At 69.6% G+C, this 25,297-nt stretch carries 22 protein-coding genes; 12 read left to right on the forward strand and 10 right to left on the reverse strand.

Annotation, left to right across the window (positions count from 1 at the left end):
* Window positions 1–220 precede the first annotated feature (220 nt).
* Both ACFU7D_RS07530 and ACFU7D_RS07535 read left to right on the forward strand, forming a co-directional pair.
* Window positions 221–1,471, forward strand: a complete 1,251-nt coding sequence (locus ACFU7D_RS07530; protein WP_378865247.1) for an SRPBCC family protein — start codon at window positions 221–223, stop codon at window positions 1,469–1,471.
* Between the two features lie 18 nt (window positions 1,472–1,489).
* Window positions 1,490–2,656 (forward strand): FAD-binding oxidoreductase, encoded by a 1,167-nt coding sequence (locus ACFU7D_RS07535; protein ID WP_378865250.1) that lies wholly within the window; start codon window positions 1,490–1,492, stop codon window positions 2,654–2,656.
* 57 nt (window positions 2,657–2,713) lie between these two features.
* Here ACFU7D_RS07535 and ACFU7D_RS07540 read toward each other — a convergent pair whose 3' ends face one another.
* From ACFU7D_RS07540 to ACFU7D_RS07550, 3 genes are all read right to left on the reverse strand, one after another.
* On the reverse strand, window positions 2,714–3,388 hold the full coding sequence (locus ACFU7D_RS07540; protein WP_378865253.1) for a GntR family transcriptional regulator: 675 nt from the start codon (window positions 3,386–3,388) through the stop codon (window positions 2,714–2,716).
* 61 nt (window positions 3,389–3,449) lie between these two features.
* Window positions 3,450–4,703: an anthranilate synthase component I family protein gene (locus ACFU7D_RS07545; protein WP_378865255.1), complete on the reverse strand. Its 1,254-nt coding sequence runs from the start codon at window positions 4,701–4,703 to the stop codon at window positions 3,450–3,452.
* Window positions 4,700–5,293: an anthranilate synthase component II gene (locus ACFU7D_RS07550; RefSeq protein WP_378865258.1), complete on the reverse strand. Its 594-nt coding sequence runs from the start codon at window positions 5,291–5,293 to the stop codon at window positions 4,700–4,702. The genes ACFU7D_RS07545 and ACFU7D_RS07550 overlap by 4 nt, the downstream gene beginning before the upstream one ends.
* Window positions 5,294–5,349: 56 nt before the next feature.
* Between ACFU7D_RS07550 and ACFU7D_RS07555 the strand changes: the two genes are divergently transcribed.
* The 4 genes from ACFU7D_RS07555 (at window position 5,350) to ACFU7D_RS07570 (ending at window position 11,522) form a co-directional block, all read left to right on the forward strand.
* A complete protein-coding gene (locus tag ACFU7D_RS07555; protein ID WP_378865261.1) occupies window positions 5,350–5,868 on the forward strand; it encodes a RidA family protein in 519 nt (172 codons plus the stop codon).
* 182 nt (window positions 5,869–6,050) lie between these two features.
* The gene (locus ACFU7D_RS07560; protein WP_378865264.1) at window positions 6,051–7,802 is read left to right on the forward strand and encodes a BCCT family transporter; all 1,752 of its coding nucleotides are present in this window, start codon (window positions 6,051–6,053) and stop codon (window positions 7,800–7,802) included.
* A 27-nt stretch (window positions 7,803–7,829) separates the two neighbouring features.
* The gene (locus tag ACFU7D_RS07565) at window positions 7,830–10,139 is read left to right on the forward strand and encodes an FdhF/YdeP family oxidoreductase (protein WP_378865267.1); all 2,310 of its coding nucleotides are present in this window, start codon (window positions 7,830–7,832) and stop codon (window positions 10,137–10,139) included.
* 90 nt (window positions 10,140–10,229) lie between these two features.
* On the forward strand, window positions 10,230–11,522 hold the full coding sequence (locus ACFU7D_RS07570; RefSeq protein ID WP_378865270.1) for a hemolysin family protein: 1,293 nt from the start codon (window positions 10,230–10,232) through the stop codon (window positions 11,520–11,522).
* Here ACFU7D_RS07570 and ACFU7D_RS07575 read toward each other — a convergent pair.
* Both ACFU7D_RS07575 and kdgD read right to left on the reverse strand, forming a co-directional pair.
* Window positions 11,473–12,447 (reverse strand): 2-hydroxyacid dehydrogenase, encoded by a 975-nt coding sequence (locus ACFU7D_RS07575; RefSeq protein ID WP_378865273.1) that lies wholly within the window; start codon window positions 12,445–12,447, stop codon window positions 11,473–11,475. The genes ACFU7D_RS07570 and ACFU7D_RS07575 overlap by 50 nt on opposite strands.
* A 26-nt stretch (window positions 12,448–12,473) precedes the next feature.
* A complete protein-coding gene (gene kdgD / locus ACFU7D_RS07580; protein ID WP_378865276.1) occupies window positions 12,474–13,388 on the reverse strand; it encodes a 5-dehydro-4-deoxyglucarate dehydratase in 915 nt (304 codons plus the stop codon).
* Window positions 13,389–13,600: 212 nt separating this feature from the next.
* On the opposite strand from kdgD, the gene ACFU7D_RS07585 reads away from it, so the two are divergent.
* Genes ACFU7D_RS07585 through ACFU7D_RS07610 form a run of 6 tightly spaced genes read left to right on the forward strand, consistent with a single transcriptional unit; the run spans window position 13,601 to window position 19,791 of the window.
* Window positions 13,601–15,154 carry an ABC transporter substrate-binding protein gene (locus ACFU7D_RS07585; RefSeq protein WP_378865279.1) on the forward strand — a complete coding sequence of 518 codons (1,554 nt, stop codon included), beginning with the start codon at window positions 13,601–13,603 and terminating at the stop codon, window positions 15,152–15,154.
* 31 nt (window positions 15,155–15,185) lie between these two features.
* Complete coding sequence (locus ACFU7D_RS07590; protein WP_378725705.1) at window positions 15,186–16,115, forward strand: ABC transporter permease; 930 nt, start codon at window positions 15,186–15,188, stop codon at window positions 16,113–16,115.
* Between the two features lie 13 nt (window positions 16,116–16,128).
* Window positions 16,129–17,049: an ABC transporter permease gene (locus ACFU7D_RS07595; protein ID WP_378865282.1), complete on the forward strand. Its 921-nt coding sequence runs from the start codon at window positions 16,129–16,131 to the stop codon at window positions 17,047–17,049.
* A gap of 44 nt (window positions 17,050–17,093) precedes the next feature.
* The gene (locus ACFU7D_RS07600) at window positions 17,094–18,053 is read left to right on the forward strand and encodes an ABC transporter ATP-binding protein (protein ID WP_378865360.1); all 960 of its coding nucleotides are present in this window, start codon (window positions 17,094–17,096) and stop codon (window positions 18,051–18,053) included.
* Complete coding sequence (locus tag ACFU7D_RS07605) at window positions 18,050–19,066, forward strand: ABC transporter ATP-binding protein (RefSeq protein ID WP_378865285.1); 1,017 nt, start codon at window positions 18,050–18,052, stop codon at window positions 19,064–19,066. The genes ACFU7D_RS07600 and ACFU7D_RS07605 overlap by 4 nt, the downstream gene beginning before the upstream one ends.
* Window positions 19,066–19,791, forward strand: coding sequence for a sulfite exporter TauE/SafE family protein (locus ACFU7D_RS07610; protein WP_378865288.1), 726 nt, complete (start codon window positions 19,066–19,068; stop codon window positions 19,789–19,791). Before ACFU7D_RS07605 ends, ACFU7D_RS07610 begins: the two co-directional genes overlap by 1 nt.
* Here the strand turns inward: ACFU7D_RS07610 and ACFU7D_RS07615 are convergent.
* The 5 genes from ACFU7D_RS07615 to ACFU7D_RS07635 form a co-directional block, all read right to left on the reverse strand.
* Window positions 19,788–20,804 carry a 2-hydroxyacid dehydrogenase gene (locus ACFU7D_RS07615; protein ID WP_378865291.1) on the reverse strand — a complete coding sequence of 339 codons (1,017 nt, stop codon included), beginning with the start codon at window positions 20,802–20,804 and terminating at the stop codon, window positions 19,788–19,790. The two genes, ACFU7D_RS07610 and ACFU7D_RS07615, sit on opposite strands and share 4 nt — an antisense overlap.
* 50 nt (window positions 20,805–20,854) lie before the next feature.
* Window positions 20,855–21,667: an IclR family transcriptional regulator gene (locus ACFU7D_RS07620; protein ID WP_378865293.1), complete on the reverse strand. Its 813-nt coding sequence runs from the start codon at window positions 21,665–21,667 to the stop codon at window positions 20,855–20,857.
* Between the two features lie 21 nt (window positions 21,668–21,688).
* Window positions 21,689–22,627, reverse strand: coding sequence for an alpha/beta fold hydrolase (locus ACFU7D_RS07625; protein ID WP_378865296.1), 939 nt, complete (start codon window positions 22,625–22,627; stop codon window positions 21,689–21,691).
* Between the two features lie 114 nt (window positions 22,628–22,741).
* Complete coding sequence (locus ACFU7D_RS07630; RefSeq protein ID WP_378865299.1) at window positions 22,742–24,433, reverse strand: collagen binding domain-containing protein; 1,692 nt, start codon at window positions 24,431–24,433, stop codon at window positions 22,742–22,744.
* Window positions 24,434–24,698: 265 nt separating this feature from the next.
* On the reverse strand, window positions 24,699–25,292 hold the full coding sequence (locus tag ACFU7D_RS07635) for a TetR/AcrR family transcriptional regulator (protein ID WP_378865302.1): 594 nt from the start codon (window positions 25,290–25,292) through the stop codon (window positions 24,699–24,701).
* Window positions 25,293–25,297 lie beyond the last annotated feature (5 nt).

The raw sequence follows: 25,297 nt of genomic DNA on the forward strand, positions 1-25,297 counted from the left end.
TGCCTGGTGCATGCGGGCCCCTCCGCGTGCGTCGTAAAGCGTTTGTAAATCCTCTGAGGGATTCCCGAGGGACCCGTTGACAGCGCCGAGATTCGCGCGGCAGAATCGTTTCACGCTACGCAGTAGTTGTGCAGAGTGAAACAACCGCCGCATGGCGGACCGTCGTATCTGAGCCCGGAATCTGCCCGGTTTGAGCGTGGGAGACATCAACGTGACGCGAATGAGCATCGAAACGACGCCGGTGGATCTGGCGTCCCTGGCGGACAGGCGAGCATCCGGCTACAGCCTGGAGGCGCCTTTCTACACCAGCTCGGAGATCTACGACCAGGATCTCGACGTCATCTTCGGCCAGCACTGGATCTTCGCTGTCGCCGAGGCGGAGATCCCGGATCCCGGTGACTACGTCACCATCGATGTGGGCGCCCACTCGGTCATCGTCGTTCGCGACGACGACGAGAACGTCCGCGCCTTCCGGAACGTCTGCCGGCACCGCGGGTCGCGACTGCTCGAGTCGGCCTGCGGCTCGATCGGCAACATCGTGTGTCCCTACCACCAGTGGACCTACCGGGTCGACGGCAGTCTCATCTTCGCCGAGTCGCAGGCGGACACGTTCGAGTACGACAGGTTCGGGCTCAAGCCGGTCAACGTCCGTGCTGTCGGCGGGCTGGTCTTCCTCTGCCTCTCCGACGAGCCGCCGGCCGACTTCGACGAGGTCAGCGAGTTCCTCGAGCCCTACCTCAAGCCCTACTCGCTCGCCTCGGCGAAGGTCGCCCATCAGACCGACATCGTCGAGGAGGGCAACTGGAAGCTGGTGATGGAGAACAACCGGGAGTGCCACCACTGCGACGCCTCCCATCCGGAGCTGGTGACGGCGTACTTCCCGATCAGCCGCTACGAGGCCAAGGATGTCCCACCTCGGATGCAGGCGACCTTCGAGCGCTACCAGGAGGCCCAGGTCGAGCTCGAGAAGGCCCGCGAGGCCATCGGCTTCCCCCACGAGGAACGCTGCGAGCTCGAGGGCCGGTCGACGGGGTTCCAGCTCTCCCACCTCCCGCTCGACGGCGCGGGCGCGTCGTTCGGACCGGATGGGCAGCAGCTCTGCGCGAAGCTGATGGGCTCCATCGAGGACCCGCGGTTCGGCGACCTGTCGCTGCACATGCAGCCCAACTCGTGGTTCCACTTCCTCGGTGACCACGCCGTCGTCTTCTCGGTGATCCCGCTCGCTGTCGACCGGACGCTGGTGCGGACGACCTGGCTGGTGAACCCGGAGGCCGTCGAGGGCGTCGACTACTCGGTCGAGTCGCTCACCTCCGTCTGGCGTGCCACCAACGACCAGGACCGCGTCCTGGTCGAGGGCACCCAGCGAGGAGTCGCGGACCCGGGCTACGTACCCGGTCCCTACTCGGCCGTCGAGGGTGAGGTCGATGCCTTCATCACCTGGTACGTCCAACGCGTCCGAGCCAACGCCTAGCCAGAGGTGGGAGGAGACATGACGATCTTGGAGACCGACATCCCCGCGGTGTCGGAGCCGAACTCGTTCGGCCTGCAGAACGGCCGCCCGGCCCCGGTCCGCAGCAAGCGGATGCTGGAGCCCTGCTGGGCCGAGAGCGACGTGATGGATCTGGTGTGCAGCCAGGTCCTGGCCGTCACCCATGACGTGAAGACCTTCGTCTTCACGACCCCCGAGCGACGTCCCTTCGACTTCGAGGCCGGACAGTTCATCACCATCCGGGTCGAGATCGACGGCGAGCTGATGACGCGCTGCTACACGATCGCCTCACCGCCGACCAGGCCCGACCGACTGGCGATCACGGTCAAGCGGGTCGCCGACGGCGTCGTGTCGAACTGGCTCCACGACAACCTCGAGCCCGGGGCGTGGATCTCGATGCACGCGCCGGCGGGTGCCTTCGTCCTGCCGGAGGAGGACGCACCGAAGTACCTGTTCCTCTCGGCGGGGAGCGGGATCACCCCGGTGCTCTCGATGACGCGGACGTTGTACGACCTCGGGTCCGAGGCGGACATCCTCTTCGTCCACAGCGCGCGTACGCCGGCAGACATCATCTACCGCGGTGAGCTGGAGGCGATGGCACGCCTGATGCCCAACCTGCGGGTGGTGGAGATCTGTGAGGGTGATGCCCCGACCGAGCGCTGGATGGGGCTGCAGGGACGCATCTCCAAGCCGGTGCTCGAGATCCTGGCCCCTGACCTCGGCGAGCGGGAGACGTTCATCTGCGGTCCCGCGGGCTACATGGCCGCGGCGAAGTCGCTGCTCGAAGAGCTCGACTACGACATGGGGAAGTATCACGAGGAGAGCTTCGACTTCGGCGCTCCCGAGGTGCCCGCCCCGACCGCCGCGCCGCCGATCGAGCAGGACTCCGAGGAGGAGGCCGCGGCCGGGTTCTCGGTCGAGTTCGCACGCAGCGGGCGGATGATCACGTGCGGTCCGGACGAGACCATCCTGGAGGCGGCGATGGCCGCCGGCATGCGGCCGATGGCCGCCTGTGGTCAGGGCATGTGCGGGACCTGCAAGGTGTCGATGCTCGCCGGAGAGGTCGATATGAAGCACAACGGCGGCATCCGGCCCAAGGAGATCGCCAACCAGAAGGTCCTGATCTGCTGCTCCAAGCCTCTGGGTGACATCCAGCTCGACTGCTGAGGAGGCGTACGCAGCACCGGTGGCTGTCAGGTCGCAGGCCTGGCAGCCACCCGGGCGTCAGAGGACCTGGCGGATCTCGCGCTCGAAGCCGCCGATGTGCGCGAGGGTGAGCTCCTCGGCCCGGTCGGCGTCGCCGTCGGCGACGGCGGTGAGGAGCTGGGCCTGCTCGACGACGTGGTGGGCCAGGTCGGGGAGCCGGTCGATCACCATCCACCAGATCCTGATGGCCAGGTTGTCGTACCTGATCAGGATGTCCTCCAGGTGGGCGTTACCGCTCGAGCGGTAGATCAGCCCGTGCGCGGCCTTGTCGACCTGCATCAGCGAGGTTCGGTCTCCGTCGCCGAGCTTGCCCTCGCCGATCTGGGCCGCGAGGGCGCGCATCTGCTCGCGTTGCTCGGCCGTCGCGCGCTCGGCGGCCGCGCGTGAGGCGTACGGCGCGAGCTGGCGGCGGATCTCGGCGATCGCGCTGAGCTCGGTCGCGTCGATCGTCGTGGCGAAGGTGCCGCGGCGAGGGAAGGAGTGGACCAGGTGGTCGGCCTCGAGGCGCTTGATCGCCTCGCGGACGGGCGTGCGGCCCATCCCGATGGCCGCGGCGATCTGGCCGTCGTTGATCGGCGCCCCCGGCCGGATGTCGAGCATCACCAGGCGCTCGCGGATGTACTGGTAGGCCTGCTCGGCGAGTGAGCCGGCGGGGGGACTCACCGTCGTTGCCAGGATCTCGTCAACCGTCATTGAGTCGTGCCCCACTTGTCCGTTCCGGCCTGAGCGCTTTTTACCATCTTAGACTGATACATCAGTCGCCGGGCAATGGCGTGCCGAACACCCGCAGCAGCCGCTCGGCCTTCCAGCCCGACTCGGCGTACTCCTCCTGCGCGGTCGAGTGGACGGTGATCCCGCCTCCCGTGCCGAGCTCCCAGGTGCCGTCGCCGGGAGTGGTGAGGCTTCTGATCACGACACCGAGATCCGCCCGGCCGTCGGGTGCGATCCATCCGAAGGCGCCGGAGTAGACGCCGCGCGGGCTGGTCTCGACGCTTCGGACGATCTCCATGGTCCGGAGCTTCGGTGCGCCGGTCATCGAGCCGGCGGGGAAGAGGGCGCGCAGGGCCTCGAGGCCGCTGACGCCGTCGCGCAACCGGCCGCGCACGGTCGTCACGAGCTGGTGGACCGATGCGTAGGACTCGACCGCCATCAACGACGGGACCGTCACCGACCCGGGCTCGCACACCATCGCCAGATCGTTGCGGAGGAGGTCGACGATCATCAGGTTCTCGGCGCGGAACCTCGGGTTCGACGCCAGCTGCCGGCGCAGCTCCTCGTCCTCGTCGGGGCACGTCGCGCGCGGGGTGGTGCCCTTGATCGGCCGGGTCTCGATCACCCGGTCCCGGTCGATCGTGGCGTACCGCTCGGGTGAGGAGCTGAGCAGTCGGACGTCGTGGTGCTGGATGAAGCCTGCGTACGGGGCGGGGTTGAGCTCGCGCAGGCGCAGGTAGGCGAGGGCCGGGTCGACGTCGTCCCGCACCTGGATCCGGTGGGTCAGGTTCGCCTCGTACGTGTTGCCGGCCCTCAGCTCTCGCTGCACCCGGTCGAAGGCTCGCGTGTAGGCGTCCGGGGTCTCGGCGACGGATCGCGTCGCCCGGTGTCCCACGGGACCCGTGGTCGGCGACCGGTCGAAGCCCGGCGTGCGCCGGGTGCGCATCCAGACCGCGTCGGGCATCGCGGGACCGTCCGTGCGGCTCTTCCGGGCCGGGAGGTCCGGGCGGCACGCGTAGCCGAAGTAGCCGACCCAGATCTCGTCCGGGGGCGTACGGGCGAGCTCGTCGCCGAGGACGGCGAAGATGTCGGCGCCGACCGGGCGGACGTCGTCACCGCGGTGTCGGAGGACCTCGCCGCGGGTGGCGTCGTAGGTGAGGGAGACGTCGTCGTCGCGCAGAGCGCCCATGATCGAGGCCCCCGTGATCGAGCCCCGGGTGGTCCCGGGGCCGGCGTCCAGCCAGAAGCAGCGCGGGTGGGTGCTCGCCATCTCGACGAACCGCTCCTCGGTCCTCATGCCGTCGCCGCGAGGAAGTTCGCGACCAGTGCGGCGCCGTGCTCGCTCAGGATCGACTCGGGATGGAACTGCACGCCCAGGTGTGGCAGCGATCGGTGACGTACGGCCATCACCACCGGCTCGCCGTCGCCGCCTTCGGTCTCGGCGATGACCTGGAGCTCGGGTGGGATGCTCGTCGCGGCGAGCGAGTGATAGCGAACCGCCGAGAACGAGGACGGTACGCCGGAGAACAGCGGGTCGCCGCGATGCCGGACCCGCGCGACGTCGCCGTGTGCGGGCGGGATCCGGTCGACGCGTCCTCCGTAGGTGGTCACGACGCCCTGCATGCCGAGACACACGCCGAGCACCGGGACCGTCCCGGCGCGGAGAACGTCGCCGCCGACGGCGAAGTCGCCGGGGTTCGCCGGGTGCCCGGGGCCGGGGGAGAGCACGACGTGGTCGAACCCGAGCACATGAGCCGCTGTCGTCGTGTCGTGCTGGACCACGGTCGGGAGCGCTCCGGTGACGCCGGCGATCAGGTGCACGAGGTTCCAGGTGTAGGAGTCGTGGTGGTCGACGACGACGATCCGCGGAAGAACGGCGTGGGTCACGGGCCACCTCCTGAAGACACTGTCGACAACTAGTATATCAGTGCTAGTGTCCCGCTATGCCGGAGCGTGCGAACCGAGTGGTGCGGCTGCTGAGTCAGCGCAGATCCAACACGGCCGTGCCGCCGTCGGATGCGGTGCTCGCCGAGCTCGGCCTGCCCGTCCGTGAGGTGGTGCCGCCGGCGACGGCGCACGTGCCTGCGGTTCGCGCGGGGGCGTTCGTCTTCACCTCGGGGCAGCTGCCGATCCGGGAGGGCGAGCTTCTCGCCACCGGCAGTGTCGGCGACACCCTCGGTATCGCCGACGGCCGGGTCTGTGCGCAGTGGTGCGTGCTCAACGCGCTCGCCGCGGTCAAGGGCGAGATCGGCGATCTCGGGCAGGTGAAGCGTGTCGTCAAGGTCGTGGTCTACGTCGCCTCGGGCGCGCTCTTCACCGACCAGGCTCTTGTCGCCAATGGCGCCTCGGAGCTCCTCGGCCGCTTGTTCGGCGACATCGGGCAGCACGCGCGCTCTGCGATCGGGGTCTCGGTGCTGCCGCTGGATGCGCCGGTCGAGCTCGATCTCGTCGTCGAGATCTGACCCTTGCTCGTGTGATGCATCACATATAAGGTGACTGGTATATCAGTGTCTGGCTGTGTAGCGCCCCACCGAAGTGCCGCCGCCCGGAGCCCTCTGTGGCACCGACAGATGCTGCTCATCCCAAGAGCCCTCGATCGGAGTGCGTCATGAGATCACCCACAGGTAGCGGAGACCTTTCACCGGTGGCGTCGCCACGCCACCGGTCCGTCAACCAGAGCCCGACCCATCCGGCCCTCGACTGCCCTCCCGATGAGACAGCCAAGAACAGCGGGGGTCTCGATCGCGTCGTCTTCGGGGTCACCGCGATCATCGCGGTCGGCTTCCTGGTCTGGGGATTCGTCAGCACGGATTCGCTGGCGTCGGTCTCGGGGAAGTCGCTGTCGTGGGTGATGGGCAACCTCGGGTGGCTCTTCGTCACTGCGGCGTCGACCTTCGTCGGCTTCGTGCTGTGGCTCGCCTTCGGCAGGTTCGGCAACATCCCGCTCGGCCGGGACGGTGAGGAGCCCGAGTTCCGCACGGTCTCGTGGATCACCATGATGTTCAGCGCCGGCATGGGGATCGGCCTCATCTTCTACGGTGTCAGCGAGCCGATCAGCCACTACATCTCACCCCCGCCGGGCTCTGTCGGCGACGGCCAGTCCGAGAAGATCCAGACGGCCATGGCCACGACCCTGTTCCACTGGGGGATCCACCCGTGGGCGATCTACGCCCTGGTCGGGCTCGCGATCGCGTACAGCGTCTTCCGCAAGGGCCGCGGTCTGCTGATCAGCTCGGTCTTCGAGCCGCTTCTCGGGCGTCACGCGCACGGCGCGGGCGGGAAGGTCATCGACATGCTCGCGATCTTCGCGACCCTGTTCGGGTCGGCGGCATCGCTGGGGCTGGGGGCGCTCCAGATCCGCAGCGGGCTCGAGATCGTCGGCGGGCTCGGCACGACCGGCAACGGCATCCTGGTGGCCATCATCGCCGTGCTCACCGTCGCCTTCGTCTTCTCGGCCGTCTCGGGGGTGGCCAAGGGGATCCAGTGGCTCTCGAACATCAACATGGTGCTCGCCGTCGGGCTGGCCCTGTTCGTCTTCGTGGCCGGACCGACCGTGTTCATCCTCAGCCTGGTCCCGACGACCGTCGGGTCCTACTTCCAAGAGGTCGCGATGATGTCGGCGCGCACCTCGGCCGAGGGGTCCGAGACCGCTTCCTGGCTGTCGAGCTGGACGGTCTTCTACTGGGCGTGGTGGCTCTCCTGGACCCCGTTCGTCGGCATGTTCATCGCCCGGATCTCGCGCGGGCGGACCATCCGCCAGTTCGTGACCGGGGTGCTGCTCGTGCCGTCGCTGGTGAGCCTGGCCTGGTTCGCCGTCTTCGGCGGCGCGGCCATCGACCTGCAGCTGGACGGGGTGGACATCGCCGGCGCGGGTGGCGTGGAGACCCAGCTGTTCACCACGCTGGAGTCCTTCCCGCTCGCGACGGTGGCGAGCGTGGTGGTCATGATCCTGGTCGCGCTCTTCTTCGTCTCGGGGGCGGACGCGGCCTCGATCGTGATGGCCACGCTCTCCGAGCGCGGCTCCATCGAGCCCAGCAAGCCGACCGTGATCTTCTGGGGTGTCGCCACGGGTGCGGTCGCTGCGGTCATGCTCCTGGTCGGCGGCTCCGACGCGCTGAGCGGGTTGCAGACGATCACCATCGTCGCGGCGGTTCCGTTCGTGCTGGTCATGGTCGCGCTGTGCGTCTCGCTGGTGAAGGACCTACGCGAGGACCCGCTGGTCGTCCGGGCCCAGTACGCTTCCAAGGCTGTCGAGCAGGCCGTCGTCTACGGGGTCTCGGAGCACGGTGACGACTTCGTCATCCGAGTCTCCCGCGATCCGGACGCGCCTGCTGACGAGTCGGCCGACGAGCTGGCTGAGGAAGAGGACGCGGAGCTGCCCAGGTCGGCCAGCTAGCTCGAGTCGCGAAAGGGAACGGGTGTGGTGAAGCGAGACGCGAACGGTGCGTACTCCGTGGAGGAACCGGTGGAGGCGCTCGGCGTCACCGAACCGAAGACCTGGGCGGCCGGTGTGCCGGCGGTGCGGAAGGCGCTCGAGTATTCGCTGACGCAGACGTCGGTGCGGCGTACGGCGCTCACGCTGTTGAACCTCAACCAGGCCGGCGGGATGGACTGTCCGGGGTGTGCCTGGCCGGAGCCGGGCCACCGGCACAAGAACGAGTACTGCGAGAACGGCGCGAAGCACATCGCCGACGAGGCCACCTCGCGCCGGGTGACGCGGGAGTTCTTCGCGCAGCACTCGGTCGCCGAGCTGGACGGGAAGTCGGACTACTGGCTCAACCAGCAGGGCCGGCTGACCGAGCCGATGGTCAAGCGGCCCGGCGCCACCCATTACGAGCCGATCAGCTGGGAGGACGCGTTCGCGACCATCGGCGAGGAGCTCAACGGCCTGGACTCTCCCGACGAGGCGATGTTCTACGTCTCGGGGCGGCTCAACAACGAAGCCGCGTTCCTGCTGCAGCTCTTCGCTCGCGCGTTCGGCACCAACAACCTGCCCGACTGCTCCAACATGTGTCACGAGTCGAGCGGCTCGGCGCTCAACGAGACCCTCGGGATCGGCAAGGGCAGCGTCCAGCTCGACGACATCTACAACGCGGACCTGGTGTTCGTGGTCGGCCAGAACCCGGGCACGAACCACCCGCGGATGCTGTCGGCGCTGGAGGAGACCAAGCAGCGCGGCGGCAGGGTGATCGCGGTCAACACGCTGCCCGAGGCGGGACTGATGCGGTTCAAGAACCCGCAGAAGGCCCGGGGCGTGGTGGGCCGCGGCACCCAGATCGCGGACCAGTTCCTGCAGATCCGCCCCGGCGGCGACCTGGCGCTGTTCCAGATGCTCAACCGTCGTCTGCTCGAGTCCGACCGGGACGCGGGCGGCGGCGTCCTGGACTGGGAGTACATCGCGGAGTACACCACCGGCTTCTACGCCTTCGCCGAGCAGGCCCGCGCGATCACCTGGGAGACGGCGCTCGAGGCGACCGGCCTGACCCGCGAGGAGATCGAGGCGGTCCACGAGCAGGTGCTGACCAGTCGCTCGGTCATCGTCTGCTGGGCGATGGGTCTGACCCAGCACAAGCACGGGGTGCCGACGATCCGCGAGGTGGTCAACTTCCTCATGCTGCGGGGCAACATCGGCAAGCCCGGGGCGGGGGTGTGCCCGGTCCGGGGCCACTCCAACGTGCAGGGCGACCGGACGATGGGCATCTGGGAGAAGATGCCCGACTCCTTCCTCGACGCGCTCGGTGCCGAGTTCGGGTTCGAGCCGCCGCGCAAGCACGGGTACGACTCGGTCGACGGTGTCCGGGCGATGCGGGATGGTCGCGCGAAGGTCTTCGTGGGTGTCGCCGGCAACTTCGTCCGGGCGATCTCCGACAGTGACGTCGCCGAGGCCGCGCTGAAGAGCTGCCGGCTGACGGTGCAGGTCTCCACCAAGCTCAACCGCTCTCACACGGTGGTCGGGGACACCGCGCTGATCCTGCCCACGCTGGGCCGCAGCGACGTCGACGTCCAGGCGAGCGGCGAGCAGTTCGTCACCGTCGAGGACTCGATGAGCTCGGTGCACGCCACCCGCGGCAAGCTGGCGCCCGCTTCACCGGACCTGCTCAGCGAGGTCGCGATCGTCTCCCGGCTCGCGCAGGCCACGATCGGTGAGCGCCACCGCATCCGGTGGGCCGACTTCGAGGCGGACTACGGCCGCGTCCGCGACCGGATCGCCCGGGTGGTGCCGGGGTTCGAGGACTTCAACGAGCGGATCAAGGAGCCGACCGGGTTCGTCCTGCCCAACCCGGTCAACTCCGGCGTCTACCGCACCCCGAGCGGCAAGGCCGTCTTCACGCGCAACGACCTGACCTGGCTGGAGGCCCCGCCGGGTCACCTGATCCTGCAGACGCTGCGCTCCCACGACCAGTGGAACACCATCCCGTACGCCATGGACGACCGTTACCGCGGTATCCATCACGCCCGGCGCATCGTGATGGTCAACCCGGCCGACATCGACGAGCTGGGGCTGGCCGACGGCGACCGCGTCGACATCATCGGGGTCTGGGAGGACGGCGTCGAGCGGCGCGCGCCCGGTTTCACCCTGGTCGCCTACCCGGCGAGCCGTGGGTCGGCGGCCGCGTACTATCCGGAGACCAACGTCCTGGTTCCGCTCGACAGCGTCGCCGAGGGCAGCAACACCCCGACGTCGAAGGGGGTCGTGGTTCGCCTGGCGCTCGCCGGAGCGGAGTCGGACTGACGCGGAGCCTGGCTGTAGATTCGTACCCGTGAAGAGGCCTCGAAGTTCCAACCGCTCCCCCTGGATCACAACGAAGGGTGGGCGGGCCTGATGGACAGTCAGACATTCCTCAGCATGGGGCTGGTGCTGGTCTTCGTGCTGGTCGGCGGGGTCTTCGCCGCGACCGAGCTGGCGCTGGTGTCGCTGCGGGAGAGCCAGCTGGCGGCGATGGCGCGGCAGGGGCCGCGCGGGGCGCGCGTGGCGGAGGTCGCGCGCAACCCCAACCGCTTCCTGGCGGCGGTGCAGATCGGCGTGACCGTCGCGGGGTTCCTCTCCGCGGCCTACGGCGGGTCGACGATCGCTCCCGACGTGGCGCCCTACCTCGAGCGCCTCGGCATGGGTGAGGCGCTCGCCCAGACCACGGCGCTGATCGTGCTGACCCTGTTCATCGCCTACCTCTCCCTGGTGCTGGGCGAGCTGGTGCCCAAGCGTCTGGCGCTGCAGAAGTCCGCCGGCATCTCCTTGGCCGTCGCGCCGGTGCTGGACAGGTTCGCCACCGTGATGCGGCCGGTGATCTGGTTGCTCTCGGTCTCCACCGATGCCGTGGTGAGGCTGCTCGGCGGCGACCCGAAGGCCTCGGCCGAGCAGGTCTCGGAGGAGGAGCTGCGCGAGATGGTCTCCACCAACCAGGACCTCGAGGAGGAGGAGCGGCGGATCCTCCGCGACGTCTTCGCCACCACCGAGACGACGCTCAAGGAGGTGATGCGCCCGCGCGGCGACGTCACCTTCATGCCCGCCTCGACGCCGCTTCCCATGGCCGCCGAGAAGGTGCGCGACCTGCCCTACTCCCGCTACCCGGTGACCGGCGCGGGCTTCGACGACATCCTCGGGTTCCTGCACGTACGCGACCTGCTCGGTGTCGCCCCGAGCGACCCGCGCACGGTTCGCGACGTCGCTCGTCCGGTGCTCGCCCTGCCGGGGAGCAAGCGGGTTATCCCGTCGGTCGCCACGATGCGCGAGGGCGGCACCCACCTGGCGATGGTCGTGGACGAGTACGGCGGCACCGACGGCATCGTGACCCTCGAGGACCTCGTCGAGGAGATGATCGGCGACATCCGCGACGAGTACGACCACGGCGAGGCCCGCATCCGCGACCACGATGACCTGTCCCGGATCGACGGTGCGATGACGATCGAGGACTTCGCGGACACCACCGGTATCGATCTCGAGGACGGCGGCTACGAGACCGTCGCGGGCTATCTCATCTCCCGGCTGGGCCACATCCCGCAGGTCGGGGAGGTGCTGGTCGTTCCGGGAGGCATCTTGGAGGTGGCCGCCCGGAACGGCAACCGGGTCACCGAGATCGCGCTGCGCCCCGAGGTGACACCTCCGGCACCGGAGTGAGGACGGTGCCGTCGGCGAGCCAGCGGTCCAGGTTGTCGAGAGTCAGCTGCTCCATGGCGGCCCGGGTCTCGACGGTGCCGCTGGCCAGGTGGGGGAGGAGGACCACGTTGTCGAGGTCCATCAGCTCGGCGGGCACCGCGGGCTCCTCGGCGTAGACGTCGAGCCCGGCGCCGGCGAGGCCGCCCTCGAGCAGCAGCTCGATCAGCGCCTCCTGGTCCACGACGGAGCCGCGCGCGATGTTGATCAGGTAGCCGTCGGGTCCCAGCGCCTCGAGCACCTTGCGGTCGACGAGGTGCTGCGTACCGCTGCCGCCGGAGGTGGCGAGGACCAGGATGTCGACGTCGGCGGCGAGCTGAGCGGGGGAGGCGGCGTAGGTGTAGGTGGAGCCGGTGACCTCGCTGCGGGAGTGGTAGGAGATCGGGCAGCCGAACGCCTCGAAGCGGGTCGCGATCGCCTGGCCGATGCGGCCCAGGCCCAGGATGCCGACCCGCTTGCCGGACACCTTGCGGGTCAGGGGGTAGGTGACGACCTCGGGCCAGTCGCCGCGGCGTACGAACCGATCGGCGGCGCTGAGGCCGCGCAGGGTGTCGATGGCGAGGCCGAGCGCGGTGTCGGCGACGCAGTCGGTCAGCACGTCGGGGGTGTTCGAGACCAGCACCCCACGCGCGGCTGCGCCCTCGACGTCGGTGGTGTCGTAGCCGACGCCGAAGTTGATGACGGCACCGAGCGCGGGCAGCTGCGCCATCAGCTCCGCCGGTACGCCGGTCCGGCCGGTGGTCACCACGGCACCGATCGAGGGACCGTGCTCGGCGAGGAACGCGGCCCGGGTGTCGTCGGCCGGCAGCACCAGGGAGTCGTAGCGGTCGGTGAGGGTGGCGGCCAGGGAGGGCTTGAGCGGTCCTACCTGGAGGATGCGGCGGGTCACGGTATCTCCTGTCGTTCGGGTGGCCGTCAGATGACGGTCTTGACGAGGGCGGTCAGCTCCGCCAGCTCCGGCTCGGTGAGGTCGGCCAGCGGGGGACGTACGGGACCGGCCGGACGGCCGGCCGCGGTGAGCCCGGCCTTGACGATCGAGACGCCGTAGCCGGCCCCGCGGTCGCGGATCGCGATGTAGGGGACGACGAAGTCACGGAGCCGGGCGAGCACCTCGTCGCGGTCGCGCTTGCGTACGGCCTGGTAGAACTCGACCGCCCACTGCGGCGCGAAGTTGAAGATCGCCGAGGAGTAGGTGCTGACGCCGAGCTCCAGATAGGGGAGGGCGTACGTCTCGGCGGTGGGCAGGCCGCCGACGTAGAGCAGGCGGTCGCCGAGACGGGCGTTGAGCGTGGCCAGCAGGTCGATGTCGCAGACGCCGTCCTTGAAGCCGATGAGGTTCGGGAACTCCTCGGCGAGACGGACGACGGTGTCGGCGTCGTAGCGGGCGTTGGCGCGGTGGTAGACGATCACGCCGAGCGAGGTGGCGGAGCAGACGCGGGCGACGTGCTCGTAGAGGCCACGACCCGGCAGCTCGGTGAGATAGGGAGGCAGCAGCAGGATGCCGTCGGCGCCGTCCGCCTCGGCACGCTGCGCCATCGCGACGGCCTGGGAGGTGCCGTAGCCGGCCGCGCCCATCACCGGGGTGCCGTCACCGGCCTCCTCGACGGTGGCCCGCAGGACCCGGGACACCTCGTCGTGGGTGAGCGAGAAGAACTCGCCGGTGCCGCCGGCGGCGAAGAGGCCGGCGACGTCGAAGCCGTCGAGGTGCTGCAGGTGCGCGCGGTAGCCGTCCTCGTCGAAGGCGTAGTCGGCGGTCGCGTGCGTCACCGGGAACGACAGCAGGCCGGCGCCGAGGGCGTCACGAATCTCGGTGGGGGAGTAGCGGCCCATGGGGTCTCCTCAAGGGGTTCGGCGACGTCGGAGATCCCGAGGCTAGGTAGCGATCGTGATACGCGTCCAACATCGTGACTGCATCGCTCGATGCCCTATGAGCATTGCCTGACGTGCTTGACGTCACACAAAACTCGCTCGTACGGTTCATCCACGAATGACAACGACGTCCACATATGCAGACGTCGCCGATCGACTGGAGGAACAGTCGCATGAACTTTCGTCCCTCGCTGCGGTCCCGTTTCGGTCTCGCAAGCGCCTCGCTCATGGCTGCCTCGCTCACCCTCTCGGCGTGCGGTGTCGCCAACTCCGACAGTGCCGGCGCCGCCGGCGACACGGTCCGGATCGTGCTCCCGCAGGAGCCGCCGACCCTCGAACCGTGTGATGCCAACCTGACCTCGACGGGCGTCGTCGTGCGCTCCAACATCACCGAGCCGCTGGTCGAGCGCGACCCCGCCTCCGGTGAGCTCCAGCCGCTGCTCGCCACCGAATGGGAGCAGACCGAGCCGACCAAGTGGACCTTCACCCTGCGTGAGGGCGTGAAGTTCTCCGACGGCTCCGCCTTCGACGCCGAGGCCGCCGCGCACTCGATCGACCGCGCGGTCAACGGCACCTTCGGCTGCAACGTCGAGGGGTACGTCTTCGGTGACGACGACCTCCAGGTCAAGGCCGTCGACGCCACCCACCTCGAGGTGACCACCGCCGAGACCGACCCGATCCTGCCGCTGCGCCTCTCCTTCATCGAGGTCGTGCCCGCCTCGACCAGCGACACCGCGAAGGTGCGCGAGCCGATCGGCACCGGTCCCTACAAGATCGAGGACTGGCAGAACGGCACCAAGCTGACCCTCGCGGTCAACGACACCTACTGGGGCGAGGCTCCCGCCTTCAAGACCGCGGAGTACCAGTGGCGTGAGGAGGGCAGCGTACGCGCCGCCATGATCACCAACAACGAGGCCGACATCGCCACCGGCCTCGCGCCGGAGGACCTCTCCGGCGACGCCGCGGTCCGCTACCCGAACAACGAGACCACCGCGCTGCGCTCGACCGGGACGTACGCTCCGCTCGACGACATCCGGGTGCGCCAGGCGATCAACTACGCGATCGACCGCGAGTCCATCGTCGACAGCCTCTTCGAGGGGTACGCCGAGGTCGCCTCGCAGCTGGTGCCCGAGGGCGTCGTGGGCCACAACGCCGACCTCGAGCCGTGGCCTCACGACCCGGAGAAGGCGAAGTCGCTCATCGCCGAGGCGAAGGCCGACGGGGTGCCGACGGACACCAAGATCCGGCTGATCTCCCGCAACGGCCTCTTCCCCAAGGTCGGCGAGACCGTCGAGGTCGTCCAGAAGGCGCTCGAGGACATCGGCCTCAACGTCTCGATCGAGATGATGGACACCGCCGCGTCGGTCGAGTACCAGTCCCGACCGTTCCCGAAGAACACCGGGCCGTACATCATCCTCGTCCAGCACGGCAACCAGGCGGGCGACGCCCAGTTCTCCGTCGACCAGTACATGCTCAGCGACGGCGCCCAGTCGACGTTCGGTACGCCGGAGTTCGACGCCCAGATCGGCGCCGCCGACAAGGCCGAGGGCGATGACCGCCAGACCGCGTTCGCCGACATCTTCGCCGACGAGCCGGAGACGGTCTCGCAGTTCGCCTACATCGCGCACATGACCGGGATCATCGGCGAGTCGGAGAACGTCGAGTACGAGCCCAACTCGGCGACCGGCGACGAGATGCGCGTGACCGAGATGAAGCCGGCCAAGTGAGCCCGGCCGCGACTCACCCGGGAGGCCGTCGATGGTGACGTTCCTCCGCAAGCGAGCCCTCACCTCGCTGCTGCCGCTCGTCGTGGTGCTGCTCGGGGTGTTCTTCCTGGCCCGCCTCACCGGTGACCCGGCCAGCCTGTACCTGCCGGAGAACGCCACCGAGGCCCAGAAGGAGACCTTCCGCGCCGTCAACGGCCTCGACCTGCCGGTCTGGCAGCAGCTGGTCGACTACCTCCAGGGCATCCTCCGCCTGGACTTCGGCACCTCGCTGAGCACGGGTGAGTCCGCGGCCGCGATGGCGTTGCGGGCCTTCCCCGCGACGCTCCAGCTGGCGATCACCACGATGCTGATCGCGGTCGTCCTCGCCGTCGTGATCGGCTCGTGGGCTGCGTACCGTCCGAACTCGCTGGCCGACCGGTTCGCGTCGTTCCTCTCGATGACCGCCGCGAGCGTCCCCGACTTCTGGCTCGCCATCATGGGTGTCTGGGTCTTCGCGGTGATGCTCGGGGTGCTGCCGACCTCGGGCGTCGACGCTGGACTGCTGTCCTGGGTCCTGCCGATCGCGGTGCTGCTGCTGCGCCCCGTCGGCGTGCTCACCCAGGTGGTGCGGGGCGCGATGGTGGCGGCCCTGTCGGCGCCGTACGTCCGGCTGGCGCGCAGCAAGGGTGCCGACAGCCGTCGGGTCGTCGCGCACCACGCCCTGCGCAACGCCGCCGCCCCGGCGCTGACCGTGGCCGGCGACCTGGCGGTCGGGCTGGTCAACGGTGCCGTGGTCGTGGAGTCGATCTTCGGCTGGCCCGGCATCGGCAAGCTGATGATCGACTCGATCACCGGCCGCGACTTCGCCATCCTGCAGGCGGCCGTGCTGCTCACCGCGGTGACGATCTTCCTGCTCAACATCGCCATCGACATCTGCTACGCCCTGCTCGACGCCCGTGTGCGCGACAAGGCGATGGTGTGAAGGAGGAGAACTGATGAGCACCAGCTACTGGCGGATGCTGCTGCGCGACAAGGTCGCGACCGTGGCCGCCGTGATCCTCTGCTTCATCCTGCTCGTCGCGGTCTTCGGGCCGGTCCTGCTCGGCAGCGAGGCCAACGCCCAGGACCTGACCCGAGGCAACAAGGCGCCGCTCGAGCTCGACGGCTGGCTCTACGTACTGGGCACGGACTCGCTCGGACGCAGCGTCCTGGCCCGGATCGTCGTCGCGACCCGGACCACCCTCGGCGTCGCCGTCCCCGCGGTGCTGATCTCGCTGGTCGTCGGCTCGGTGATCGGCATGTGGGCCGGCTACCACCGTGGTTGGCGCGAGACCCTCGTGATGCGGATCGCCGATGTGATCCTGAGCTTCCCGTCGCTGCTGATGGCGGTGGTCGTGCTCTACGTCTACTCGCCCAGCCCGCGCAACATCGTGATCGTGCTGGCGATCACCCGCATCCCGATCTACCTGCGCACCGCGCGGGCGGAGTCGGCCGAGCTGCAGAGCCGGGTCTTCGTCGACGCGGCCCGTACGTTCGGGGCGGGGAGCTTCAGCATCATCCGACGCCACGTCTTCCCGATCGTGCTGCCGACGCTGCTGACGGTCGCCACCCTCGACTTCTGCTACGTCATGCTCGCCGAGTCGTCGCTGAGCTTCCTCGGCATCGGCATCCAGGCACCCGACGTCAGCTGGGGCCTGATGGTGGCCCAGGGGCAGAACTACCTGCAGACCGCATGGTGGCTCTCGTTCTTCCCCGGCCTGGCCATCGTGATCGCGACGGTGTCCGCCGCCGTGCTCGCCGCGTGGGTGCGGCTGGCCACCGATCCCGCTCAGCGGTGGCGGCTCACCGTCCCGCGGCTGCAGCGTCGCCGCGCCACCCCGACCGTCACCGAGACTGTTATGGAGGACGCCCAGTGAACAGCGCTCTGACCGAGAAGGCCGTTGCCCTCGACGTCGACGGCATGAGCGTCGACATCCGCACGCCCCACGGTGTCGTCCGAGCCGTCGACAAGGTGACCTTCCAGGCGCGCCGGGGCGAGACCCTCGCGCTGCTCGGGGAGTCGGGCTGCGGCAAGTCGATGACCGCCACCGCGGTCGTCGGCCTGCTGGAGCCGGTCGCCGACGTGACCGAGGGTGCCGTCCGCATCACCGGCGAGGGTGGCACGACCGATCTGCGGACGGCCTCGGCGAGGCGCCGGCGCGACATCGCCGGCAAGGAGCTGGCGATCGTCTTCCAGGACGCCCTCACCGCGCTCAACCCCGTCTACACCGTGGGTACGCAGCTGGCCGAGCCGTTCCGGATCCACCGCGGCCTGTCCAAGAGAGCCGCCCGGAAGGAGGCCATCGAGCTGATGCGCCGGGTCGGCATCCCCGAGCCGGAGGTCCGGGTCGACTCCTATCCGCACCAGTTCTCGGGCGGCATGCGGCAGCGGCTGCTGATCGCGATCGGCGTCGCGCTCTCGCCGGCGGTGCTGCTCGCCGACGAGCCGACCACCGCGCTCGACGTCACGGTCCAGGCCCAGATCATGAGCCTGCTCAAGGACCTGCGCGAGGAGCGCGACATGGCGGTCGTGCTGATCACCCACGACCTCGCCCTGGTCTTCGAGCAGGCCGACCGCGTCGTGGTGATGTACGCCGGCAACGTGGTCGAGCAGGGCCTGGTCGAAGAGGTCTTCGGTGCCCCGAAGCACCCCTACACCGCAGGCCTGCTGGAGTCGGTGCCCGTGCATGCCGAGCGCGGCACGGAGCTCAAGTCGATCGGCGGTTCGCCGCCGGAGCTGGCCGCGATCCCGGCCGGCTGCGTCTACCAGGACCGCTGCCCGATCGCGCGCGACCGCTGCCGCGAGGAGCGGCCCGCGGCCCGCGAGGTCGCCCCCGGCCACCTGTCCGCCTGCCACTTCTCCGACGAGGTGAACCGATGAGCGACGATGCACCCCTTCTCGAGGTCCGCGACCTCACCAAGATCTTCCCGGTACGCCATGCCGGCAAGCGCAAGGAGCTGCGCGCCCTCGACGGCGTCACCCTCGACCTGCACCGGGGCGAGACCCTCGGGCTGGTGGGGGAGTCCGGCTGCGGCAAGTCGACCCTGGCCCGCACGCTGCTCATGCTGGAGACCCCCGACGGCGGGTCCGTACGCTTCGACGGGGTCGACCCGACCACGACCAGGGGTGCCGACCTGCTCGCGTTCCGGCGCCGGGTTCAGATGGTGTTCCAGGACCCGTTCGCCTCGCTCAACGCCAGGATGTCGGCCGGCGACATCGTGAGCGAGCCGTGGCGTACGCACACCGGTCTCCACAAGACCTCGCGTGAGCGAGCGGCCCGGGTTCGGGAGCTGCTGGACCTCGTCGGGCTGCGGCCGGGCGACGCCGGGAAGTATCCGCAGGAGTTCTCCGGTGGCCAGCGGCAGCGGCTCGGGATCGCCCGTGCGCTCGCGCTCGAGCCCGACGTGATCGTCTGCGACGAGCCGGTCTCCGCGCTCGACCTGTCGGTGCAGGCACAGGTGCTCAACCTGCTCAACGACCTGCAGCAGGAGCTCGGGGTGGCGTACCTGTTCATCTCGCACGACCTCTCGGTGGTGCGGCACGTGGCCGACCGGGTCGTGGTGATGTACCTCGGCCGGATCGTCGAGCAGGGCGAGACCGAGTCGACGTTCGAGCGTCCCCAGCATCCCTACACCGGGGCGCTGCTGTCGGCGGCGCCCTCGCTCGACCACGAGCGCCGGCGCGAGCAGATCATCCTGTCCGGCGAGATCCCCTCACCGCTCAACCCGCCGTCCGGCTGCCGGTTCCGGACCCGCTGCTGGAAGGCGACCGACGAGTGCGCCACCGCGCTCCCGCCGCTCGCCATCGACCCGGTCGACGGCGCTCACACGGCCGAGTGCTTCCATCCGCTGGGGGCGGAGGAGCAGGAGCTGGCCGCGGCCCAGGCGGGCTGATGGGGCTCTCGCTCGGGTCCTTCGCGCTGGTCGCCGTCGCCGTCGCCCTGGCCTCGGCGCTCCAGGCCTCCATCGGCTTCGGTATGGGCATGCTCGCCGCCCCGGTCGTCGCCCTGGTCGATCCCGGGCTGCTGCCCGGCACGCTGGTGATGCTCGCCTTCGTGGTCACGGTCATGGTCGTCGTCACCGAACGGCAGCACATCGACCTCGGCGGCACCGGCTGGGCACTGTTCGGCCGGGTGCCGGGGACGATCGCAGGAGCGCTGCTCGTCGCGGTGCTGCCCGAGCGGGGTCTCGCGCTGATGCTTGCCGGCGTCGTGCTGCTCGGTGTCGCGCTCAACTCGCTGGGCTGGCAGCCGCGGCCGGTGCGGCGCAACCTCGTCACCGCGGGTGCGGCCTCGGGGCTGCTCGGCACCGCCACCTCGATCGGCGGGCCGCCGATGGCGCTGGTCTGGCAGCAGAAGCACGGCGCCGGGCTGCGCAGCTCGATGAGTACGTTCTTCCTGGTCGGCTCGGCGCTGTCGTTCCTCGCGCTGGCCGCCACCGGGTCGGTCGACCAGCGCACCCTGCTGGTCACCGCGGCGCTGGTGCCCGCCCCGTTCCTCGGCTGGGGGCTGTCGCTGCTGCTCAACAAGGTGATGTCGCCGGTGCGGTTGCGGCGTACGGCGATCGGGGTCTCGATCTTCGGTGCCGTCGTGCTGGTGGTCGACCAGCTCCTGGCCTAGTTTCGGCTCACCGGGTTGCGCAGCGGCCGGCCCTCGGCCAGGGCGTCGACGTTGTCGGTGATGTCCTGCGCACGCTGGCCGAACACCTCGACGGTGTGACCCGACTGGTGCGGGGTCAGCACGACGTTGGCCAGCTTCGTGAAGTCGAGGTGCGAGGGTGGGGGAGCGTCCGGGTCGCGCGGGTTGCGCCACCAGACGTCGATCCCGGCGCCGGCGATCGTGCCGGCGGTGAGCGCGTCGTGCAGTGCCTGCTCGTCGACCACCGGACCTCGGGCGACGTTGACCAGCACGGCGCTGGACCGCATCATGGCCAGGGCGGTGGCGTCGATGAGCCCGCGGGTCTCCTCGCTCATCGGGACGGTCACGACGACCACGTCGGAGGCGGCCAGCAGCTCGTGCAGGGCGGAGTCGGGGCCGACCCAGTCCAGCTCGACGCCCTCGGGCACGGGCGCGTCGGGGTTGCGGCGTACGGCTCGGACCTTCATGCCCAGTGCGGAGCCGAGGCGGGCGACGCTGGAGCCGATCTCGCCGAAGCCGACGATGCCGAGAGTACGGCCCGCGAGCACGCCGCCGAAGGGGTAGTCGCCCGACACGAGCACGTTGCTCCACACGCCGCTGCGCATGTCGGCCTCGGAGCGAAGGACGCCGCGCAGCAGCATCATCGACACCATCATCACGTGCTCGGCGATGGAGCGGCCGTGATGGTAGGTGTTGGCCAGCCGTACGTCATCGGACAGCGCCTCGAGCGGGATCTTGTCGACGCCGGCACCGGTGACGTGGACCAGCCTGAGCCGGGGCATCGAGGCCAGCAGCTCCGGTGTCGCCGGTGTCGCCGAGGAGCAGACCAGCACGTCGGTGGTCGGGGCGACTTCGGCGATCCGGGGGTCGTCGCCCCACGCGAACGTCCACGCGTGGGGCGAGTCGCCGTTCCGGGTCAGGACGTCGGTGAACCTGGCCATGATCGGCTCGGTCACGAGCACGTTCAGCGGCGGGGGCAGGGGAGTGGAGGGCACCCCCGCATTCTGTCAGCGTCTACATCCGTGGACAAGGTCTCCATATGAAGTCAGGACCAGGTGAGGGAGTTGCGGATCGGCCCCACCACGCGGACGATCCGCTCCGCCGCCTGGCGCAGTGCGGCGATCACCTCGGCCTCGCGCTCGGGGGTGAGCCGGGCGATCGGGATGGAGGCGCTGATCGCGTCCGAGACCGCCTCGTCGTAGTCCAGCGCGACCGCGATGCAGCGCAGCCCGAGGGTGTTCTCCTCGTTGTCGACCGCGTAGCCGCGCAGGCGGGTGGCCTCGAGCTCGGCGGTGAGCGCGCCGCGGTCGGTGAACGTGTGCGGCGTGAGCGGCGTGAGGTCGGCCGGCAGGTGGTCGTCGACCTCCTCCTCGGGCTGCGCGGCCAGGACCGCCTTGCCCAGGGAGGTGGAGTAGGCCGGGAGCCTGCGGCCGACACGGCTGTATGGGCGCAGGTACTGCGAGGACTCGCGGGTGGCGAGGTAGACCACGTCGGTGCCGTCGAGCCGGCCGAAGTGGAAGGTCTCGTCGAGCTGCTCGCGGAGCTCGACGAGGAACGGGGTCACCTGGGGGAGGTAGGGGTCGGTGTCGAGGTAGCTGGTGCCGGCCAGCAGAGCCCGGATGCCGATGCCGTAGAGCGTGCCGGTCTCATCGCTGCGTACCCAGCCGTGCTTGGCGAGCGTGCGGAGCAGTGCGTGCAGGCTGCTGCGCGGCACCCCGAGCGCCTCGCTCAGCTCGCGCAGCCGCACCGGGCGGTTCTGGCGCGCGGCGAGGAACTCCAGGATCTCCACCGTGCGGGCGGCGGACTTCACCTCGCGTACGCCTCCGGTGGTTGCTTCGGGCGCGGCAGCGTCGTTCATGTCCGCAGGGTAGTCCGCGGGTCAGATGCCCGTCCACGTATGAAGATCGTCTTCCGGCTCGGGGCCAGTGCGCAGCCGCTTCTGCCACGTGTCGTGGTCCCAGGTGGCGGGTGCGGTGCTGCGTACGAACTGCTCGACGGTCATCACGAACCGGCCGGGGTCGGACCGGAACGGGAAGTGGCCGGCGCCGTGGAACACGTCGAGGGATGCGTACGGCATCGCCAGCCGCGCCTGCCCGGCGTGCCGGAAGGGGACGACGCCATCGCGGTCGCCCCAGATCATGAGCGTCGGGATGTTCTCGACCAGGTAGCTGCGGTCGAGCATCGTGACGACCTGGCCGTGCCAGTCGACGACGGCGCGCAGCGTCCGGGCGAAGGCCTGTCGGGAGCGGGCGTCGGGCAGGGCGTCGACGATCCGGATCAGATCCGTGGCGTCGACGCCGAGGTCGTGGTCCAGGCGGCGTAGCAGAGCGAGAGAGGCAGACAGCCCGGTCCGCGAGATCGGCAGCCGCAGCAGCTGGAGCAGCTCCGGCGCCAGCGGCAGGGTCGCGAGCCGCAGCCAGGTCGAGACACCCCGCCCGGAGCCGCCGTTGGAGACCAGCACGACCCGCTCGACCAGATGTGGGTACTGGTAGGCGAGCTGCATCGCGACGCCGCCGCCGAGCGAATGGCCGACGAGGGTGACCCGCTCCACGTCCAGCACGGCCAGCAGGTCGCGCATGCCGTTGGCGAACCCGCCGATCGAGTAGTCGGCGCGTGGCTTGTCGGAATCGCCGTGACCGAGCAGGTCGGGGGCGATGACCAGGTGGTTCTCGGCGAACAGGGGCAGCACGTCGTCCCACGTGCGCGAGCTGTCGCCGATGCCGTGGATGAACATGATCGCGGAGCCTTCGCCGCCGGTGCGAAAGGCGCGCTTGTATCCGTGGATCACCCGTGACTGCTGCGCTATCGCCCGCGCCATGACTGCACGCTAGCCGCCATCGGTTTCGGGCATGTTGCGGCTGTGCCGCGACGGCGCGCCGGACAGGGCCGCCCGGTGAACCGGGCGGCCCCTGTGGTTGGGCGGAGTGGGGGATCAGGGATCGATCACGATCGTGCAGGTGACGGTGCGTGAGGGCGAGTTGAGCTCGATGCCCTCGTGGGTCACCGTGTCGTCCCATCCAGAGGCGGTGCCGGTGTCCGGCGTGGTGCCGGTGTTCTCGCAGGTCATCGACGTCAGGCTGGTCTCGCCCGAGCCGCCGTCACGGAAGTTGACCTGGATGTCGGCCAACGGCGGGTTGGTGAAGGTCGCGACGGCTGCGCCGGTCGGCTGGTTGTCGTCGCAGTCGGTCCCCGTGACGACCGTGACCGTCTGTGCGCCACCCGGTGCGTCGCCGTAGCCCGGCGGGGGTGACGTCTCGGTCACGTCGTAGTCGCCCAGCGAGAGTCCGGAGACGCAGACCTCGCCGACGTCGGCATCCTCGTCGCCGGCGCCGTTGTCGGTCACACTGGCGCCGTCGTAGGCGAAGACCGCTCCGGCGTTGGTGACCGCCCCACCCTTGGTGCTGTTCTTCAGGATCTTCAGGGCCCCGAGCTGGAGCTGGTTGGTGTAGGTGCAGTCGAGTACGTCGGTGTCGCTGTCGATCGCGAAGGTCACCGTCGCGCCGTTGATGCTCGGTGTGACTCCGGTGCTGGCATTGCAGTTCACGCTGACGAATGCCCAGTCCGGTGGGATCACGTTCTCGACGACCGTGTAGCCGGTGCCGAAGAGCACGGTCTTGCCGTAGTCCTTGACCCCGTCATCCTTGAGCGTGAACGTGTTCGCCGAGGCGGGATCGGTGCCGAACGCCTTCGTGTAGCCGAAGTCGGTCGCGTTGGGGTCCTCGTCCGGGATCGTCTGCTTGCGGATGATCACCTGGCCGCAGTTCTGCAGGTTGATCCCGACAGGTGCCACGAAGTCCTTCAGCTGTGAGGTGAAGGAGTCCGAGGAGCGGCTCTTCAGCATCGCGCTGCCGAACGACGCACACTTGTTGGGCTGGAACAGGAGCCGCAGGTCGATCTGCGCCTCCCCGAAGGTCCGCGCCTGCTTCGAGCCCGAGGCGATCAGCCCATCGGAGTCCGCGGCCGGGATGGTCGAGGAGTTGATGGTGCCGGCCGCACACGGAGCGCCGCCGCAGGTGGCGGAGGGGGCGTCCAGGTCGGTGGTCGGACCCCAGGCGCTGCCGGTCCACCGGCGAGCGGTGATGTCGGCCCGGGAGCCGCCTTGGTCGATGGCGTACTCGATGAGCAGGTCACCGGCGGTGCGGACGACGTTGGGGCCGGATGCGCACTTGGTGCTGGACTGGTTGAACTCGAAGTCCATCAGTGTCGTTCCGCTCGGATCGCTGACCCGGCTCCAGGCGAGGTTCAGGAACCCGGGATGCGTCCCGGTGCCGGCCTCGCGGTAGACGTGGAAGCTCAGCAGGTCGCTCTTGTTCGGCGGGATCGAGTCGGTGACCTCGCCAGGACAGGAGGTGTCCTCCTTGACGCCGCCGGCGTAGGAGTTGTCGCCGGTGCCGTTGACCTTGTCGGTGGCGCGGACCTCGTTGACGTTCGCCCAGTCGAGCGAGGGGGCCGGGTCGTCGACCTTGAGGTTGGCGTCGACGTCGATCTCGAAGTTGCTGCCGGCGAGGCTGGCCTCGGGGTGGGACGCCGAGGCTCCGGTGGAGACGAGTGTCGTGAGTACGAGGACGGTGGCGCATAACGCCGCCAGCCTCTTGAAGTGCCTCGATTTACTGACGCGAGGCATGCGTGGGCTCGAAATCGAGCGCATGGCGTGTCCCCTTTCAGAGACCTCGCGGTCGCTGTCTACGTGGTGGGGCGGGGCCCGCTTCCCAGATGCGGGGCTCCGTCGGCGCGTGTGGCTGCGGCCTGGACGGATGTTTGTTTCAGCGGAGGAGGGCGTCGGTCCCGGGGATGCTCGACGCGCGGTCCTCGTTATCTGATCGTTATCCCACCCGGGGTATCGGCGCATGCCGAAGATCGGGTATCTCCTCGGCCGATGCCACCGTGGATCAGTGCTCGCGGGGCGACGTGGCTCCGTTCGGTTCGCGGAACATCATCGAGGCGGCTCCTCGGACGAGTGCTGAGACCTCGTCGGGGGAGCCGGCCTCGATAGCGCCGCTCGCCGCGAGCATCGCGAAGCCGTGCACGAGGGCCCAGGCGCCGAGCTCGGTCACCTCGGGAGGGACCTGATCGGCATAGGTCGTGGCGACGCGCGCGGAGCTGCTCAGGCCGGACCAGGTCCGCTCGCGCGGCTCGGCGACGGAGGGGTCCTCGGCGTCGTACAGCTCGGGTCGGAACATGACCTCGAAGTGGGCGCGGTGCTGCAGCCCGAAGCGCACGTACGCGACGCCCAGCTCGGCCATCGACCCCGCCGGGACGGCCTCGAGATCGTCGGCGAGCATCGTGAAGCCCTCGGCCGCGAGGGCGGTGAAGACACCTTCCTTGCTGCCGAAGTGGTGCGCCGGCCCTGCGTGCGAGACGCCGGCCCGGCGGGCGAGGTCGCGGAGGCTGAGGGCCGAGGGTCCGGACTCGGAGATCGCCTCGACGGCGGCGTCGAGGACGGCGCGACGCAGGGCGCCGTGGTGGTAGCGGTCCGCAGGCATGGGAC

It is taken from the genome of Nocardioides sp. NPDC057577 (genome assembly GCF_042801335.1).
Taxonomy (GTDB): domain Bacteria; phylum Actinomycetota; class Actinomycetes; order Propionibacteriales; family Nocardioidaceae; genus Nocardioides.

Bases quoted from the DNA above. Each gene is read 5' to 3' on its own strand.
- ACFU7D_RS07530 (WP_378865247.1), top strand. From the start codon at position 221: ATGAGCATCGAAACGACGCCGGTGGATCTGGCGTCCCTGGCGGACAGG.
- ACFU7D_RS07535 (WP_378865250.1), top strand. From the start codon at position 1,490: ATGACGATCTTGGAGACCGACATCCCCGCGGTGTCGGAGCCGAACTCG.
- ACFU7D_RS07540 (WP_378865253.1), bottom strand. From the start codon at position 3,388: ATGACGGTTGACGAGATCCTGGCAACGACGGTGAGTCCCCCCGCCGGC.
- ACFU7D_RS07545 (WP_378865255.1), bottom strand. From the start codon at position 4,703: ATGAGGACCGAGGAGCGGTTCGTCGAGATGGCGAGCACCCACCCGCGC.
- ACFU7D_RS07555 (WP_378865261.1), top strand. From the start codon at position 5,350: ATGCCGGAGCGTGCGAACCGAGTGGTGCGGCTGCTGAGTCAGCGCAGA.
- ACFU7D_RS07570 (WP_378865270.1), top strand. From the start codon at position 10,230: ATGGACAGTCAGACATTCCTCAGCATGGGGCTGGTGCTGGTCTTCGTG.
- kdgD (WP_378865276.1), bottom strand. From the start codon at position 13,388: ATGGGCCGCTACTCCCCCACCGAGATTCGTGACGCCCTCGGCGCCGGC.
- ACFU7D_RS07585 (WP_378865279.1), top strand. From the start codon at position 13,601: ATGAACTTTCGTCCCTCGCTGCGGTCCCGTTTCGGTCTCGCAAGCGCC.
- ACFU7D_RS07590 (WP_378725705.1), top strand. From the start codon at position 15,186: ATGGTGACGTTCCTCCGCAAGCGAGCCCTCACCTCGCTGCTGCCGCTC.
- ACFU7D_RS07595 (WP_378865282.1), top strand. From the start codon at position 16,129: ATGAGCACCAGCTACTGGCGGATGCTGCTGCGCGACAAGGTCGCGACC.
- ACFU7D_RS07600 (WP_378865360.1), top strand. From the start codon at position 17,094: ATGAGCGTCGACATCCGCACGCCCCACGGTGTCGTCCGAGCCGTCGAC.
- ACFU7D_RS07605 (WP_378865285.1), top strand. From the start codon at position 18,050: ATGAGCGACGATGCACCCCTTCTCGAGGTCCGCGACCTCACCAAGATC.
- ACFU7D_RS07610 (WP_378865288.1), top strand. From the start codon at position 19,066: ATGGGGCTCTCGCTCGGGTCCTTCGCGCTGGTCGCCGTCGCCGTCGCC.
- ACFU7D_RS07620 (WP_378865293.1), bottom strand. From the start codon at position 21,667: ATGAACGACGCTGCCGCGCCCGAAGCAACCACCGGAGGCGTACGCGAG.
- ACFU7D_RS07625 (WP_378865296.1), bottom strand. From the start codon at position 22,627: ATGGCGCGGGCGATAGCGCAGCAGTCACGGGTGATCCACGGATACAAG.
- ACFU7D_RS07630 (WP_378865299.1), bottom strand. From the start codon at position 24,433: ATGCCTCGCGTCAGTAAATCGAGGCACTTCAAGAGGCTGGCGGCGTTA.
- ACFU7D_RS07635 (WP_378865302.1), bottom strand. From the start codon at position 25,292: ATGCCTGCGGACCGCTACCACCACGGCGCCCTGCGTCGCGCCGTCCTC.